The sequence below is a fragment of the Flavobacterium sp. PLA-1-15 genome, from assembly GCF_049060005.1.
GTDB lineage: Bacteria > Bacteroidota > Bacteroidia > Flavobacteriales > Flavobacteriaceae > Flavobacterium.
Genome location: NZ_JBMGQS010000023.1, coordinates 22,327 through 37,082 on the forward strand (window position 1 = coordinate 22,327; position 14,756 = coordinate 37,082).

Annotated in this window: 18 protein-coding genes; 12 read left to right on the forward strand and 6 right to left on the reverse strand. The window is 41.9% G+C overall.

All coding sequences use genetic code 11. The annotated features are described in order from the left end of the window. Positions 1-186: 186 nt before the first annotated feature. The 3 genes from ACI6PS_RS12675 to ACI6PS_RS12685 all read right to left on the reverse strand — a co-directional run bounded on the left by ACI6PS_RS12675 (position 187) and on the right by ACI6PS_RS12685 (position 2,066). Positions 187-687, reverse strand: a complete 501-nt coding sequence (locus tag ACI6PS_RS12675) for a hypothetical protein (RefSeq protein WP_421012944.1) — start codon at positions 685-687, stop codon at positions 187-189. A 225-nt stretch (positions 688-912) separates the two neighbouring features. Further along, positions 913-1,515 carry a hypothetical protein gene (locus ACI6PS_RS12680; protein WP_421012945.1) on the reverse strand — a complete coding sequence of 201 codons (603 nt, stop codon included), beginning with the start codon at positions 1,513-1,515 and terminating at the stop codon, positions 913-915. Between the two features lie 23 nt (positions 1,516-1,538). Further along, positions 1,539-2,066 (reverse strand): hypothetical protein, encoded by a 528-nt coding sequence (locus tag ACI6PS_RS12685; RefSeq protein WP_421012946.1) that lies wholly within the window; start codon positions 2,064-2,066, stop codon positions 1,539-1,541. A gap of 104 nt (positions 2,067-2,170) precedes the next feature. On the opposite strand from ACI6PS_RS12685, the gene ACI6PS_RS12690 reads away from it, so the two are divergent. The 3 genes from ACI6PS_RS12690 (at position 2,171) to rpe (ending at position 5,380) form a co-directional block, all read left to right on the forward strand. Continuing rightward, positions 2,171-3,133: a helix-turn-helix domain-containing protein gene (locus ACI6PS_RS12690; protein WP_421012947.1), complete on the forward strand. Its 963-nt coding sequence runs from the start codon at positions 2,171-2,173 to the stop codon at positions 3,131-3,133. A 203-nt stretch (positions 3,134-3,336) separates the two neighbouring features. Continuing rightward, entirely contained in the window at positions 3,337-4,200 is an 864-nt protein-coding gene (locus ACI6PS_RS12695) for a sigma-70 family RNA polymerase sigma factor (RefSeq protein ID WP_007804760.1), read from the forward strand. A 517-nt stretch (positions 4,201-4,717) separates the two neighbouring features. Further along, positions 4,718-5,380 carry a ribulose-phosphate 3-epimerase gene (gene rpe, locus ACI6PS_RS12700; RefSeq protein WP_421012948.1) on the forward strand — a complete coding sequence of 221 codons (663 nt, stop codon included), beginning with the start codon at positions 4,718-4,720 and terminating at the stop codon, positions 5,378-5,380. Here the strand turns inward: rpe and ACI6PS_RS12705 are convergent. After that, complete coding sequence (locus tag ACI6PS_RS12705; protein ID WP_421012949.1) at positions 5,377-6,276, reverse strand: DUF72 domain-containing protein; 900 nt, start codon at positions 6,274-6,276, stop codon at positions 5,377-5,379. The two genes, rpe and ACI6PS_RS12705, sit on opposite strands and share 4 nt — an antisense overlap. Before the next feature lie 360 nt (positions 6,277-6,636). After that, positions 6,637-7,458 carry a zinc-dependent peptidase gene (locus ACI6PS_RS12710; protein ID WP_421012950.1) on the reverse strand — a complete coding sequence of 274 codons (822 nt, stop codon included), beginning with the start codon at positions 7,456-7,458 and terminating at the stop codon, positions 6,637-6,639. A gap of 173 nt (positions 7,459-7,631) precedes the next feature. On the opposite strand from ACI6PS_RS12710, the gene ACI6PS_RS12715 reads away from it, so the two are divergent. After that, entirely contained in the window at positions 7,632-8,198 is a 567-nt protein-coding gene (locus ACI6PS_RS12715) for a hypothetical protein (RefSeq protein WP_421012951.1), read from the forward strand. A gap of 66 nt (positions 8,199-8,264) precedes the next feature. Here the strand turns inward: ACI6PS_RS12715 and ACI6PS_RS12720 are convergent, their stop codons facing one another. Then, positions 8,265-8,714 carry a response regulator gene (locus ACI6PS_RS12720; protein WP_421012952.1) on the reverse strand — a complete coding sequence of 150 codons (450 nt, stop codon included), beginning with the start codon at positions 8,712-8,714 and terminating at the stop codon, positions 8,265-8,267. A gap of 533 nt (positions 8,715-9,247) precedes the next feature. Here ACI6PS_RS12720 and ACI6PS_RS12725 point away from each other — a divergent pair. The 8 genes from ACI6PS_RS12725 to ACI6PS_RS12760 all read left to right on the forward strand — a co-directional run bounded on the left by ACI6PS_RS12725 (position 9,248) and on the right by ACI6PS_RS12760 (position 14,641). Then, a complete protein-coding gene (locus tag ACI6PS_RS12725; RefSeq protein WP_421012953.1) occupies positions 9,248-9,445 on the forward strand; it encodes a YqaE/Pmp3 family membrane protein in 198 nt (65 codons plus the stop codon). A 21-nt stretch (positions 9,446-9,466) separates the two neighbouring features. Further along, positions 9,467-9,868 carry a VOC family protein gene (locus ACI6PS_RS12730; protein ID WP_421012954.1) on the forward strand — a complete coding sequence of 134 codons (402 nt, stop codon included), beginning with the start codon at positions 9,467-9,469 and terminating at the stop codon, positions 9,866-9,868. Positions 9,869-9,906: 38 nt separating this feature from the next. Then, the gene (locus ACI6PS_RS12735) at positions 9,907-10,482 is read left to right on the forward strand and encodes a hypothetical protein (RefSeq protein WP_421012955.1); all 576 of its coding nucleotides are present in this window, start codon (positions 9,907-9,909) and stop codon (positions 10,480-10,482) included. 167 nt (positions 10,483-10,649) lie between these two features. After that, entirely contained in the window at positions 10,650-11,012 is a 363-nt protein-coding gene (locus ACI6PS_RS12740; RefSeq protein ID WP_421012956.1) for a hypothetical protein, read from the forward strand. Between the two features lie 172 nt (positions 11,013-11,184). After that, entirely contained in the window at positions 11,185-11,373 is a 189-nt protein-coding gene (gene ccoS, locus ACI6PS_RS12745) for a cbb3-type cytochrome oxidase assembly protein CcoS (protein WP_421012957.1), read from the forward strand. Positions 11,374-11,375: 2 nt separating this feature from the next. Then, entirely contained in the window at positions 11,376-13,565 is a 2,190-nt protein-coding gene (ccoN, locus tag ACI6PS_RS12750) for a cytochrome-c oxidase, cbb3-type subunit I (RefSeq protein WP_421012958.1), read from the forward strand. 6 nt (positions 13,566-13,571) lie between these two features. Continuing rightward, entirely contained in the window at positions 13,572-13,742 is a 171-nt protein-coding gene (locus tag ACI6PS_RS12755; RefSeq protein WP_026704373.1) for a CcoQ/FixQ family Cbb3-type cytochrome c oxidase assembly chaperone, read from the forward strand. 8 nt (positions 13,743-13,750) lie between these two features. Continuing rightward, positions 13,751-14,641: a cbb3-type cytochrome c oxidase N-terminal domain-containing protein gene (locus tag ACI6PS_RS12760; protein ID WP_421012959.1), complete on the forward strand. Its 891-nt coding sequence runs from the start codon at positions 13,751-13,753 to the stop codon at positions 14,639-14,641. Positions 14,642-14,756: the final 115 nt, after the last annotated feature.

Genomic DNA, 14,756 nt, shown 5'->3' on the forward strand with positions numbered 1-14,756 from the left:
TTGATGGTTACTACTAAATTAGTTAGTAGTTACTATCAAATTAGTTGGTACTTACTATTAACTTTGTTTGTAGTTACTAATAGACAACATAGTAGTAACTACTACTTTTTGAAGTTTTCTGTTGTTTTTTCAGGACAAAAAAAAGACGCTTCTTTTAGGAAGCGCCATTTCTTGTTACTAAATTACTTACGCCTTTGGTGGATTTGGTTCGCCACCGTTAGCACCCTTACCCCCCTGCCCCGCAAAACGTGGCTTCAACTGCGCCACAATCGAGTCGGCTCCCGGAACTCCTGCCTGGGCGGCCGATACAAAAAGGCGGTACAACATGAGGCCCGACATAAAGGCCTCACTTCCGGCCAAAAGGCGCGTGTCCATCAATTTCTCTGTCACTTGAACAAACAGCGGCAGGACCTCATCTACCTGCTTGAACAGCTCCAGATCATTCGTAATATAATCCATTTTCACATAACCCGGAAGCATCTCCGCATTGTTGAGCGCCGCCTGGATGGCGTCTTCGGTAAAAACCTTGTTGTCCACATCCATACCCAGCAGGGTCTCGCGCTCCTCTTTGGTAAGGCCAACCAAAATCGTCAGGTTGTCGTTAATATCCCTTAAGGCTTTTTTTACATTGATTACTTGTGCTGGCGTGATAGTGCCATTGATTTTGTTAATAATAGTGTTTCCCATAGTTCTTTTTGTTAATATTAATAATGCTAATTTAACAAAACCAACTATTCAAAAAACATTTATATCAATTTTAAAATCATTTTTGTGAATTATTTAATTTTTAAACCTAAATAAATTGTTTTAAAAACATATTTTTAACGATTATGTGATTTTGGTTTCTTTTCACCAATGAAAAATACCTTTTACGGATTTCCTCATTTTCAGGCAACTATCCTTTTTTGGATGCTAAAACCGATACACAAGCCCTACCGCCACCGACTGCGAACCAAAATCGGCTTCATAATGGCGCGTAAACAAAGTGTGGGGTGTATAGGAATAGGTACCGAAGAGGCCAAAATCATAGATGTTGAACTTGAGGGTGTGCGAAAGGAAAATGGTATGGAGGTTGGTTTTCCTGTCGAGCTTGTCAACAAGGTGCTCGGGATAATCGTCGGGCAGGGAATAGTAAAGCGCCGACCAGCCCATGCCCGTGTTGGTTTCGAGGTTGAAGTTGGGGTCCTTTTTGCTCAGCGGAAAGATGCGGGAATAGCGAAAACCAATCTTGAGTCCCGATTTGCTGGACTCCAACCCAACAAGGGAATCATTAAAATTATACTTTACCATTCGTGGCTTTACCAGCAAATCGACTTCGATACCAAGGTCTATAAATTGATTGCGCTTGATTTTGTTCCGGAACCACACCCCAATATTGGTCGATTTTTCAAACTTGTCGGCAAGGTCGCCCTGTGGTTTCATGATGCCCACCTCAAGGTACATTCGCTTAAAATCGTCTACTTTAGGATAATAAATCGTGTCCTGCGCCTGCATTTTTGCAAACGTAAGAAGCAATAGTAAGGCAAATTTTTTCATGACTAATTGTTTTTTGTAAATACATATCTCGAATTTCCGCTGCCCCCGGCTCCTAGAAAAAGGATCATCCCGGAGTTGTCATAATAATCATTCACCACCAGATTTCCGTTTTCGTCCTGCGAAAGGCGCACCCTGTTTTCATGTATGGTGGCCATCAATGGCGGCACCAAGACCGTTTCATACTCAAGATGGAACTGAAAATATCTTTTCTTGAATTTTCCTTCAAAAACCTTGTGGCGCTTGGCTTGGAGCGAATCAATAAACGTAACCACGAGCCTGTTCTTTACCGTTTTGATCTCGACCACCGAGTCATTTTTGGCTAAGGCGAAAAAACCCGAGAGCTTCATTTCCCTGTCATTACGCGTAATGATGGTATTTTCATAACTCCCCGAAATTTCCTTATGGAGTGGCACCAATCCTTTTCGTTTCATAGGATCGTAAAGGGAAGAGGAACAAGAAAAAAAAAGAAACGCAAACGGCAACAGCAACACCTTTTGAAGTAGGATGCTTGTAGAATGATTTGTTTTCATGTTGTTTCATTTATAATTACACGACAAACCTATTGCGATTATCACATATAGAATTGCGAGAAACAATTATTAAATTTTATACATTTGTGATTATCGCAAATATCATGGAATCACAAGATGTACTCTTAAAGGAAATCAGGAAGCAACTCGCACCCACAACATCACTCAACGACGCCATTGCCACCGTCTTAAGCATCAGCTATGATGCGGCACACAGAAGGGTGTCTGGAAAAAGCAAGTTTTCGATTGACGAAACCGTGCAGTTGGCGAATCACTTCAATATTTCGCTGGATCATCTGTTTCTAAAGGACGAAAAGATAATTGTAGAAAAGACGATTGAGATTGCCAACCTGAAGGACATGCTGCAGTATTTCAAGAAATCGGCCGAGCAGATTGACCTGCTGACGCAGCATCCGAAGACGGTCCTTTTTTATTCTGCCAAAGACATTCCGCTGTTTTATTTCATGGACAGTACGATTCTATCGAAATTCAAGGCATTCGTCTGGTTGAATCTTTTGAATCCGAACCAGAAGAAAATCAGCTTTGAACATTTTGTAGTCGATGAATCTTTTCTGGAACACATGCTCAAGCTCAAGCACATCTATGAAACCGTGAGCGTAAAGGAAGTATGGAACGATACGACCATCAACAGCAGCCTGCAACAGATTTTGTATTTCTACGAAGCGGGAATGCTCGACCTGAAAAGTGCCAATGCGCTCTGCAAGGACTTGAAGAGGATCATCAATCTGATCCAGGACAAATGCAACCAGCCCGACGGCAATTTTTCCATCTACTATAATGAGTTGATCTTGCTCAACAACAACATGCTCATCGAAACCGAAGAAAAACTGACCATGTTTGTGCCTTACACCTTGTTGGGCTATTTTATTACCGATAATGAAAGTGCGTGTAAAAATGTACATCAGTTCTTCAAACAGCAGATCAATAACTCGAAAGCATTGAACCAGTCGGGCATTAAAGAGCAGAATTTGTTCTTTAACAGGGCCATCCGGAAAATAGAGTATTACACCGAACGACTGAACAATCAGGTTGATTTGATGTTTTAAAACACAGATTCCACAGATTTACACAAATTATCTCTGTGGAAATCTGTGTTAAACAAAAAAAATATTTTATTTTTTAAACATATAACTAACTGATTTCAAGCTTCTTTTTTAATTTTTAATTTTTAATTGAATTGTCTTTGTAACTTTTTTGCAACTCAAAACGTATAACCACTTGTACACTTATAAATCCGTACAAATCTACAATGAGACAACTTAAAATTACCAAGCAGGTAACCAATCGTGAAACTGCTTCCTTAGACAAATACCTTCAGGAGATCGGAAAAGTTGACCTTATCACAGCCGATGAAGAGGTAGAATTAGCACAACGTATTAAAGCCGGAGACCAGAGAGCATTAGAGAAATTGACCAAGGCCAACCTACGTTTCGTGGTTTCTGTAGCAAAACAATATCAAAACCAAGGACTTACACTTCCCGATTTAATTAACGAAGGAAATTTAGGTCTTATCAAAGCCGCACAACGTTTCGACGAAACACGTGGTTTTAAATTTATATCCTATGCCGTTTGGTGGATCCGTCAGTCGATCCTTCAAGCTTTGGCAGAACAATCTCGTATCGTTCGTTTGCCTTTGAACAAGATTGGTTCGATCAATAAAATCAACAAGATGTATGCTTTGTTGGAGCAATCTAACGAAAGACCGCCATCTGCTGAGGAAATTGCAAAGGAATTGGACATGACGGTAAACGACGTAAAAGAGTCTATGAAAAACTCTGGTCGTCACCTTTCGATGGATGCACCGCTTGTTGAGGGAGAAGATTCCAACCTTTATGACGTATTGCGTTCTGGAGAGTCTCCAAACCCAGACAGGGAATTGATCCACGAATCGTTGCGTACAGAAATTGAGCGTTCATTGGAGACTTTGACACCTCGTGAAGCGGACGTAGTTCGTCTTTATTTCGGATTGGGCGACCAACATCCGATGACGTTGGAAGAGATTGGTGAGACGTTTGATTTGACAAGAGAACGTGTTCGTCAGATCAAGGAAAAAGCGATTAGAAGATTGAAACATACTTCTAGAAGCAAGATTTTAAAAACATACCTAGGATAATTGGCATACTAATTGAAACTAATTTTTGTGTTATCAAATTAATTTGTATTTTGCACATCCAATTTAGTAAACTATTACCCAAAAATATTTAAAGTAACAACAGTCTGATTAACTGTTCGTTTTTTGATTGATGATTGAAACTCCGGCTGATTACCGGAGTTTTTTTTTGTTTTTAAAAAAACTCTCGGTCTGTTCGCTCGCGCTCGGGTTTAGCTTCGCTCAGTTCGGCTTTCAGCCTAGGGTCCGGAGTTTTTTTTGTTTTTAAATCAAAATAATTAGAAGCAAAACTTTTGGCATTTTCAAAAGCCATGTTCCCGCCTTCCTTCCAAATCTTTTTATTTTTTTAAAGGACAAAAATAAAAAGGATTTTCCCTCCAGTCGGGGCTAGATTAAAATCAAAAGGCTCCTTTTAATCTTTTTCACCAACATCGTCAACATTCTTGGCGAACTTTGCGTAATTCCTTGCGTTCTTTGCGGTTAAAATTTATCTTTGCCGAAACTACACACAACAACTACAATGAAAAACACCTTAATAGCACCCTCAGTGCTTGCTGCAGATTTTGCAAACCTTCAACGCGACATCGAAATGGTCAACAACAGTGAAGCCGATTGGTTTCACATTGACATTATGGATGGGGTATTTGTACCCAACATTTCTTTTGGGATGCCGGTCTTGGAAGCCATCAACAGGCATGCGAAGAAAACCATCGATGTGCATTTAATGATTATCGATCCGGATCGTTACATCAAGACTTTTGCTGATCTGGGTACCAATATCCTTACAGTTCACTACGAAGCGACAACTCATTTACACAGAACGCTTCAAGCCATCAAGGCGGAGGGAATGAAGGCAGGCGTTGCCATCAATCCGCATACGAATGTGAGCTTGTTGGAAGACGTTATCAATGATATCGACTTGGTTTGCATCATGAGTGTGAATCCAGGCTTTGGCGGTCAGTCGTTTATTGAGAATACGTATAAGAAAGTAAAGCAATTGAAAGAGATTATCACCCGAAACGGCGCTTCGACGCTTATTGAAATTGACGGAGGCGTTACAAGCAAGAACGCAGTTCAATTGGCAGAAGCCGGGGCAGATGTTCTAGTAGCCGGAAACTTTGTTTTCAAGGCTGAAAATCCTACGCAGACAATTGCCGACTTGAAGAAGCTGCTGGCTTCTTAATCCATATCAAATAAATTATTGCTTTGTCCCGGTTTCTTGTTAGGAACCGGGACATTTGTTTTTAGGGCCTTGTTGAGTTTCTTGATAAAATGCTCGGCAAGCAAGGGCGACTCGACTTCTACGTTCTGGTGTACGAAGAAATAGAGTTTCTGCAGGCCTTCTTCTTTCCATTTTTGAATTCTTGGAATCCAATCGTCGAGTCTTTGGATATCTGATGGATGGTTTGCGCCAACGTATCGGATGAAAGCAACGGGACTTGTGAGACGCATGTGGAGCATGTCTCGGCGGCCGGCTGTATCGACGATTATGTTGGCAACATTGTGCTTTTCAAGGAGGTTGCAGCATGCCTCTTGGTTTTCTTTGCTATCAAACCACTCGCTGTTGCGGACTTCTATTCCCAATGGTACTCCTTTTGGAAATTCTTCGACGAAAGTCTTTATCCTATCGAAATCTTTCGGCTTGAAATCGTCGCGGAGCTGGAGGAATGCCATGCCGAGCTTCTCATCGAAGTTGCTGATGGCGTTGCAGAAATCATCGACTTCTTGTTTTACCTGATTTAACCGCTGATAATGGCTGATGTTGTTGGTCAATTTTGGGAAAAACTTGAAATTATCGGGGGTTTTGTTTTTCCATGTTTCCACTTGCTGCCATGTGGGCATCTTGTAGAATGTTGCGTTGAGCTCGATGGAATTGAACTGGGTGGAATAGTAAACGAGTTCATCCTTTGTGCCACGTGGGTAGAAACCTTTGAGGTCGCCTCGGTTCCATTTTGCACAGCCAACGTAGGCCTCGAAGCCTTTGGCTTTCGATTTTGATAGTATTTCCTTGGTTTGGGGTGCGTCTGGTGGTAGGGTGAAATCTATTTTGGCGGGGTTTTCTACTTGTCCGAATATCATGGCTTTTTATTTTAAAGGTAAGGAAATTTATGTCTATAAATAAAATGTTTTGATGGAGAAATTTTGGTGTTTTTGAGTGCTCCTTGGGGTGGAGCTGCTTGCGGGGTTCCCTCCTTCGTCGGGATGACAAGATTGGGGATGTGGATTGCGGCCCCTCGACTGCGCTCGGGGTGACAAGAGAGTAGTGACAACATTAGAGGGCTCAGATTGTAGCCCCTCGACTGCGCTCGGGGTGACAACGGAAGGAAACGGGGGTGACAACAGTGGCACGAGAGTAGTACGGACAATACTCGTATTAATTAGGCAGATGGTAGATGCCGCTATGGTTTTTCCCGAAAGGGGTATTGTTAATCGATTGTTTTAGAGGAGCTTTTCGTCGAAGTTGATCATTTTTCGGGTTCTTTCGAAGAGGTCTGGGAGCTGTGTCTTGAAGGATTGGGGGGTTTCGAAGAAATGCTCCAATATTACGGAAAGAAATTCGAATTGATTTTCGTAGGCATACTCCCTGAAGTAGCTTTTTTCCCTTATTGCCTGCATCTTTTCGTGGTTCTTGAAGATTTCGAACATCTCCCGGAACTCGTCATAGAAGACTATGGCGCTCATCTCGTTGCTTCGGAGGGCGTTCCAGTGGAGGACGTGGGTAAACTCGTGGAGGGCAAGGTTGAGATTGTCCTGCTGGTTGTGATGTGTGTTGAGGAGGTCTTCCCATGAGAAGATTACGGCCCTGAGCGGCCTGTTGTACTCGCCTTTATGGTAGGCTTGCGAGTGGGACGAATAATAGGCCTGGGGATGGATGATGATTTTCTTGAAGGTATCGACCAAGTACTTGCGCATTCCGAAGGTGAGCATGACATAATAGCCGGCGAGGAAGGTTTTCATCTGGGGCTGGACGTCGATTTGGGTTCCTATGAACTGGTATTTGTTGAGAAAATTGTGGACACGGTGGTCGAACTGGGCCTTTTTGTTCTCCGGCAGCCTTTTATAGAAATTGAAGTTGTCGACGAGGAACTGACGGTTGGTTTCCGGAAGTTTTTTCATCCCGAAAGGGTACCAATGGACGAGCATGGTTTTTTTGAAGATGAAGAAATAGAGCGGATCGAGGATTTTATTGAAGAGGAGGCGGGAAAAGCCGATGAAACATATCAGCAGGGCGATGATCAATAGGGCAACACTGGGGTTCATGGTGTGGTTTTTAGAATTTTTAAATGTACGAAAAAAGTTTGTGGATGGGGTTTTATGTTCTCGTATGTTTTATAAACACAAAGGCACAAGGAAGGCACGAAGGGCACAAAAAAACGGCATAATGCGTAGGTAATTCTTTATAAAATGGTAAGTTTGCGCTCTTAAAATTAAAAATGATGCTTACACGCTTTAGATCTTTTATCGGTTTACTGTTTTTTGTTGCTTTTATACCTTCGATGAAGGCTCAAATAAAGGAAGGGAAGTTTATTGGCGCTTCGGCGGGTCTTGGACTTGCTGCGCCGTTGGACGAAACGGATATTGCGGGCGTTGGTTTTTACGCGCAAGCGGAGTATATCCTGAATTTGAACAAATGGTTTGGCATTAGGCCCTATGCCGGGTTTGTGATTGCTTCTGGTTCGTCTGAAAAGCAGGAGCTGAAGGAATTTAACGTGAAATCGAATGCATTTTTGGCGGGTGTAAAGTTGCGGGTTGTGGCCCCTATTCCCTATGTTGCTCCTTTTGTTGAGCTTGGCATTGGTGGCTCGTTAGGATCGTTTGAAACCTATACGCCTTTGACGGATGTATCAAAAAGCGGGGTTTTGCTGCATGTGCCGTATGCTTTTGGGTTTGCGGTAGGCAAAAATCATAGTGTGGATATAAAGTTTACCTACTATCATCATCCTGATGTGGAGCAGTTTTCGGGTGCTTTTGCGGCGGGAATTTATTTTCCTCTTCCGTAATTGTGCATTAGGGTAACGAAGCAGGTTTTTTTAGAACCCAATTGTTTTGTTTCCTGCGCTGAAAGGCTAAACAGTTAGCAGAAAATCCTTGATGGTTTGTGCTTTTGTGTTTTGGTATTCCGGGCTGAGTACTTTGCCTATAAAGGATTTTAGATTGGTAAAGCTTGTAGGCTTTATGATGTAGAAACCAGCTCCAAGTTGGAATGCTTTCTCGATACTATCCGGGTTTGAGCTTGTGCTGAGAATCGCAATGGTGGTATTCTGGATGTTTATATTATGCGCCATTTGTTCGATGCATTCCATTCCGGTGCACTTGGGCATGTTGAGGTCGAGAAAGATGTAATTGGGAATGGTATGCGGGTTTTCGGCTAATGCATCGAGCAATTGCTGACCATCGGAGAATTCTATTACATCGGCTTCTGGGTTGATCAAGGCCAGAGCGGTGGTAAACATTTCGCGATCGTCCTGATCATCGTCTACCAGATAAATAAGGGGTTGATTTGAGGGGTTATCCATAACTTGTGCATTTTATTTGCAGAAACAGAACACGAAAGTTTAAAAATCTGCAAAGACAAGTCTTTGAAAATCCGTAAAGGAACGAATTGAATCCCTGAAGGAGTTAATACTGGCGTAAAGATAGGCAATATTAGCCGATTAGCCGATTTCTTTTGTTTTTTAACATAATTAATATTGATTGTTTACCTTAAAATTGGTTTGCGTTACAATGTTTCAAAGAAATTGTGCAGGGATTTTTAGATTTTCTTGGACGGCTTAGTTTGCTGTATATAAAAAAAACCGGCTTGTGTGCCGGTTTTTTGTTTTAGAGTTCTTCCATAATGAGGCTTACGACAGTGCTTTCGCCTTTGTTGATGCTGTTATGTTAGCTTTTAGTAATTTTATATACGAATTTTTCTAATTTCCTCGACTGCGCTCTGGGTGACGATGGTTTGTGGAGAATTGGGATGGAATGGCTTGGGAAATTATTTTAGAAATATATACTTTTAGTTATTCCTTAAATTGATTAGATTGCGCCTGATATATTACAGTTTATGACGTTAATTGCGATTTTCTTTCCGTTTCTTTCGTTTATGTTTCGAGGAAGGATTCTTACCGGGATTATTTGTTTGATTTTGCAGATTACGCTGATTGGATGGATTCCGGCGGCGGTGTGGGCGGTTATTTCGTTGCAGAATTCGCGGGCGGATAGACGGAACAGGAAGCTTATTAGGGCGATGAAGGGGAAATGATTACTTTTTTAAACTATTAGAATGAAACATTTGCATCATATCCAGACGATTTTATATGTAAACGACCAGCAAGCGAGTGCGGCTTTTTATGAGCGCCTCTTTAGGAAGGCTCCCGACTTGAATGTTCCCGGAATGACGGAATTTGTATTGGCTCCAAACGTAAAGCTCGGCTTGATGCCGAACAAAGGGATTGCGAAACTGCTGGGAGATGCGTCTCCTCATCCTGACACCGGCGACGGAATACCGAGATGTGAACTTTATTTTCTGATTGAGGATCTTGAGGCTGTATTTGAAAATGCTGTGGCAATTGGCGCTAAAGTCATCAGTCCGATTTTGGACCGAGATTGGGGCGACAGGGCTTGCTACTTTGCAGATTCCGACGGTCATGTTATTGCTTTGCAGAAAAGTTGTAGCTTTTTTTGACTAAAGTAGCCATACATCTTATTATAGACATGATATCTATGAGAAAATTACTTCTTCTGTCCGTTTTTGCCTTGCTAATTAGCTGTGCGGTTACTGGGCCTAATAAGAACGCGGTTGGAACTCCGTTTAAAACATATAATGCTAATAATCCTTATATCTATGTAAATGGTTATTTGAATTATGAAACCGTTGAGTTGCCATTTCTTAGAGATGGAGATACAATTAGGTTGAATGAGTTACGCTTTAATGAAGTGTATACAGCAATGTATACTAAACAAGTGATGTTTGATAAATTTGGAAACTGGACGAAGGAGATTTGGTTTGAGGGTGCTTATAGTCCAATACTACTTTGGGAAAATGTAAAACTGTTTGACGATGAAACCGAGCTGTATTCTGTTTCTGCTAATGGTGTGGAAAGTATGGAGGAAATGTATGCTTCGGTGATTGTCTTTGATGCTCAAAACAAAGATTGCTTAACGATGAACCATGCCAAGAAAGAGGAAATTATATCTTTTTTTGCTGAGGGAATAAAGAGTGCGAAAAAAGACAGTCCTTTCTTTAAAGCTTATTGGGCAGCTGTAGGTCGAAATACGGACCGGAACTTAAAGCAATAGTTTCGGCTGACATTATATCTGAGATTTGGCAGATTTAAAGAAAAAGAGCAAATGTTTATATGAAATTTATTACTTTAGCTTGACTGAAGCTTTCCCCTAAAATAATGTGCTTGTGCATATTAGGTTTCAGTTCCCCAAACGAATTTTAAATTTTAAACCTCAAACTTATGAAACATTTTTTACTCCTTTTTGTAGTGCTTGCGCTGTATGGCGATGCTAAACCTGATTATAACCTGCTGATAGGCTCCTGGATGCATAAGAATTATAAGGACACGCCCGATACGGCTATCTTTAGCTTTAGCAAGGACAGTATCTTGACCCTGCAAATGTTTAAGGGCGAAACCGAAGAAGTGATTGGAAGTATAACTGGAAGATTCAGCATCAATAAAAAAGACAATAAGCTCACAATGGAAGTATTCGGAAGACCGAAAACATTCAACATTCTTACTCTTAAAAAGGATGTGATGACGATTAAGAACATTACCGACAATAAAGACCCTCAGACGTTTGAGCGAATGGATACAAAATAATAAATAGCCTATAATTTGACTTTTGAACCGCAATTTACTTGCGGTTTTTTTATGCGCTAAACTTTCGTCTTACTACTTCTTTCTGCTTCTCTTTACCTTTTTTAGAAGTATGACAAATATCATATTTTACCCGAAACCTCAACCCTAACTTTGCTGTACACAAATTAGAGGTATGAGTGTCATTTATGTTTTAATCTCCATCAGCATCTTCGTTGCAATATGCTTTTTTATTGCTTTTATCACGGCGGTAAAGACAGGCCAGTATGATGATGACTACACACCATCGGTGAGGATGCTTTTTGACGATGAATTGAAAAAAGAACAACCAAAGCAAATACAAACAGAAGAAAAACAAGTTTAACCATGGAAATGCAACAATTTTATTACGACAACAAAATTGTAAAGAAGTTCATCTATGCTACGATCCTTTTTGGGGTAGTCGGAATGGCGGTGGGTCTGTTATTGGCCACCTTATTTTTATTCCCTAACCTCACCGACGGTGTTTCGTGGCTGAGTTTTGGGCGATTAAGACCTTTACACACCAATGCCATTATTTTCGCCTTCGTTGGGAATGCGATGTTTGCGGGTATCTACTACTCGATGCAGCGCTTGCTAAAAGCGAGAATGTTCAGCGACCTGCTCAGCAACCTGCACTTTTGGGGATGGCAATTGATTATTGTGGCTACGGCCATCACACTGCCGCTGGGTTATACCTCATCGAAAGAGTATGCCGAAATGGAATGGCCGATTGATATCGCCATTGCACTGATCTGGGTGGTTTTTGGGATCAATATGATTGGAACTATTATCAAAAGAAGGGAACGGCACATGTATGTGGCCATCTGGTTCTACCTCGCTACGTTTGTGACGGTGGCGGTGTTGCACATCTTCAACAGTTTGTCGTTACCGGTATCGGCTATGAAAAGCTACTCCGTATATGCAGGGGTTCAGGATGCGTTGGTGCAATGGTGGTACGGACATAATGCGGTTGCGTTTTTCCTTACGACACCTTTCCTTGGATTGATGTATTATTTTGTACCGAAGGCGGCCAACCGTCCGGTGTATTCTTATCGACTTTCTATCATCCACTTCTGGTCGCTGATCTTTATCTACATCTGGGCCGGACCGCACCATCTTTTGTATTCGGCCTTGCCAAACTGGGCGCAGAACTTGGGTGTTGTGTTCTCCATCATGCTGATTGCTCCTTCTTGGGGAGGTATGATCAACGGTCTTCTGACCTTGAGAGGGGTTTGGGATAAAGTACGTGTCGAGCCTGTATTGAAATTCTTCGTGGTGGCGATTACCGGTTATGGTATGGCGACTTTTGAAGGTCCGATGCTTTCGCTTAAAAATGTAAATGCCATCGCCCACTTTACCGATTGGATCGTAGCCCACGTACACGTTGGTGCCCTAGCTTGGAATGGTTTCCTTGCCTTTGGTATGATCTATTGGTTGATTCCCCGAATGACAAAAGGACCTTTGTTCTCTACTAAATTGGCCAACTTCCACTTTTGGATTGGTACGCTTGGTATCATAATTTATACACTTCCGTTGTATGTAGCTGCTTTTGTTCAAGCTTCTATGTGGAAACAATTCAACTCAGACGGAACGCTGATGTATGGTAACTTCTTGGAAACCGTTACGCAGATTATCCCGATGTATTGGATGAGAATGATTGGGGGCTGTATGTACATCTTCGGTATGTTTATCCTGGTGTATAATATCTACAGAACCATCAGAGCCAACAAAACTGTTGAAGACGAATTGGCGGAAGCGCCTGAATTGCAAAAAATCAGCAGCAGCAGAGTGAAAGGGGAAAAATTCCACCCATGGTTGGAAAGAAAGCCAATCCAATTGACGATCCTTGCTACAATAGCCATCCTTATTGGTGGTGCGATACAGATTATCCCAACGCTGATGGTGGACTCCAATATCCCAACCATTGCAAGCGTGAAACCTTATACTCCTTTGGAATTGGAGGGCCGTGATTTGTACATCCGGGAGGGATGTGTTGGTTGCCACTCTCAGATGGTTCGACCTTTCAGGAGTGAGGTGGAACGTTACGGCCCACAATCTAAGGCAGGGGAATTTGTTTACGACCGTCCGTTCCTATGGGGATCCAAACGTACGGGTCCTGATTTGCTAAGGGTTGGACAGAAATACAACGATAACTGGCACTTCAACCACATGTGGGATCCACAGAGTACCTCAGCCGGTTCGATCATGCCGGGTTACAAATGGCTGTTTGACAATGAAGCGATGGATTTCTCACAGACCGAAGCGAAGATGAAGACGATGCAGCAGCTGGGTGTTCCGTATAGCGATGAAGAAATAGCAAATGCGCAGGATGCCATCAAAAAGCAAGCTACAGCCATCGAAATGAACCTGCACTCTGACCCCGATTTTGTGAAGAGTTATGAAAACAGCAAGAAGGCGGCGGTGGCCAAAGGAGAGGAATTTGTTCCGATGAACCAGCGTGAAATCGTGGCGATGATTGCCTACTTGCAACGATTAGGAACCGATATTAAAGTGAAAGACAACCTTAAAAAATAAGCAATCATGTTCGAAGCAATCAAACACAATATGGAAACCATTGCGGGAGTAGAAATCTATCCGATCCTCTCCCTGCTGATCTTCTTTCTATTCTTTTTGGCACTAGGTATCTGGGTTTTCTCTTATAAAAAGGAAAAAATCGAAGAGTTGAGCCAGATTCCACTGAACCATAAATAAGTACAGCCATGAAAAATTTTATTCCAGCCTATTTAAGAGTTCCGATCATCTTCTTTGCCGTTTTTGGAGCAATGGAGTTTTTTATTGACTCCGGTAGCAAGCCTGCCTTTATCAAATATCCAATGTTGACGCTATTTTTATTCGTCTTTCTTTTTATTCTCATTGCAATAGAAATCACGATAAAAGCCATTGACAACGTTACCTACAGTCTTTTGACGGATGAACAGCGAAAGAAATTGGACGAAGCGACCAACTTGAGCCTTACTGAAACAGAGTGGTACAAGAATCTGATGAAGAAGCTTACGAAATCGGAACCGATGGAAAGCGAAGCCAGCCTGCTTTTGGAGCATGATTACGACGGCATCAAGGAACTCGACAACAACTTGCCACCTTGGTGGGTGTATCTTTTCTACGGTTGTATTGCTTTTGCTGCCATTTATTTGGTTCGCTATGAATTGATGGGTGCCGATGACCAGGAAATGGAGCTTCAGAAAGAGTTGGCCCAGGCCAAGATTGATATTGAAGAATACAAAAAAACAGCTCCGGATTTAATGGATGAGAAGACCGTTGTCCTATTGACCGAGGCATCTGAATTGGCAAAAGGGAAAACCATTTTCGAGACCAACTGTGTGGCCTGTCACCGAGCCGATGGTGGTGGACAGATTGGTCCGAACCTAACGGATGATCAATGGATTTTAGGTGGAGGGATTAAAAATATCTTCCACACCATCAGTAAAGGTGGCCGTGATGGAAAAGGAATGGTAGCGTGGAATGCAATGCTGAAACCTGCCGAAATCCAACATGTTGCGAGTTACATCATCTCCCTAAAAGGAACCAACCCTAAAGATGCGAAAGCGCCTGAAGGTGAAGTTTGGGTAGAGGAAGCACCTGCGAAATAAACAATATTTGCCAAAGAAAAAATAGCCACTGATTCACAGATTAAAAGAGATTTTAAAATGTGGAATTCATAAAAATTTTCGCCACAGTCAGCTGAATTATTATATTTTTTAAAAT

Coding starts and splice junctions, on each gene's coding strand:
- ACI6PS_RS12675 (WP_421012944.1), bottom strand. CDS start 687: ATGGGAAACACTATTATTAACAAAATCAATGGCACTATCACGCCAGCA.
- ACI6PS_RS12685 (WP_421012946.1), bottom strand. CDS start 2,066: ATGAAAACAAATCATTCTACAAGCATCCTACTTCAAAAGGTGTTGCTG.
- ACI6PS_RS12690 (WP_421012947.1), top strand. CDS start 2,171: ATGGAATCACAAGATGTACTCTTAAAGGAAATCAGGAAGCAACTCGCA.
- ACI6PS_RS12695 (WP_007804760.1), top strand. CDS start 3,337: ATGAGACAACTTAAAATTACCAAGCAGGTAACCAATCGTGAAACTGCT.
- rpe (WP_421012948.1), top strand. CDS start 4,718: ATGAAAAACACCTTAATAGCACCCTCAGTGCTTGCTGCAGATTTTGCA.
- ACI6PS_RS12705 (WP_421012949.1), bottom strand. CDS start 6,276: ATGATATTCGGACAAGTAGAAAACCCCGCCAAAATAGATTTCACCCTA.
- ACI6PS_RS12710 (WP_421012950.1), bottom strand. CDS start 7,458: ATGAACCCCAGTGTTGCCCTATTGATCATCGCCCTGCTGATATGTTTC.
- ACI6PS_RS12715 (WP_421012951.1), top strand. CDS start 7,632: ATGATGCTTACACGCTTTAGATCTTTTATCGGTTTACTGTTTTTTGTT.
- ACI6PS_RS12720 (WP_421012952.1), bottom strand. CDS start 8,714: ATGGATAACCCCTCAAATCAACCCCTTATTTATCTGGTAGACGATGAT.
- ACI6PS_RS12725 (WP_421012953.1), top strand. CDS start 9,248: ATGACGTTAATTGCGATTTTCTTTCCGTTTCTTTCGTTTATGTTTCGA.
- ACI6PS_RS12730 (WP_421012954.1), top strand. CDS start 9,467: ATGAAACATTTGCATCATATCCAGACGATTTTATATGTAAACGACCAG.
- ACI6PS_RS12735 (WP_421012955.1), top strand. CDS start 9,907: ATGAGAAAATTACTTCTTCTGTCCGTTTTTGCCTTGCTAATTAGCTGT.
- ACI6PS_RS12740 (WP_421012956.1), top strand. CDS start 10,650: ATGAAACATTTTTTACTCCTTTTTGTAGTGCTTGCGCTGTATGGCGAT.
- ccoS (WP_421012957.1), top strand. CDS start 11,185: ATGAGTGTCATTTATGTTTTAATCTCCATCAGCATCTTCGTTGCAATA.
- ccoN (WP_421012958.1), top strand. CDS start 11,376: ATGGAAATGCAACAATTTTATTACGACAACAAAATTGTAAAGAAGTTC.
- ACI6PS_RS12755 (WP_026704373.1), top strand. CDS start 13,572: ATGTTCGAAGCAATCAAACACAATATGGAAACCATTGCGGGAGTAGAA.
- ACI6PS_RS12760 (WP_421012959.1), top strand. CDS start 13,751: ATGAAAAATTTTATTCCAGCCTATTTAAGAGTTCCGATCATCTTCTTT.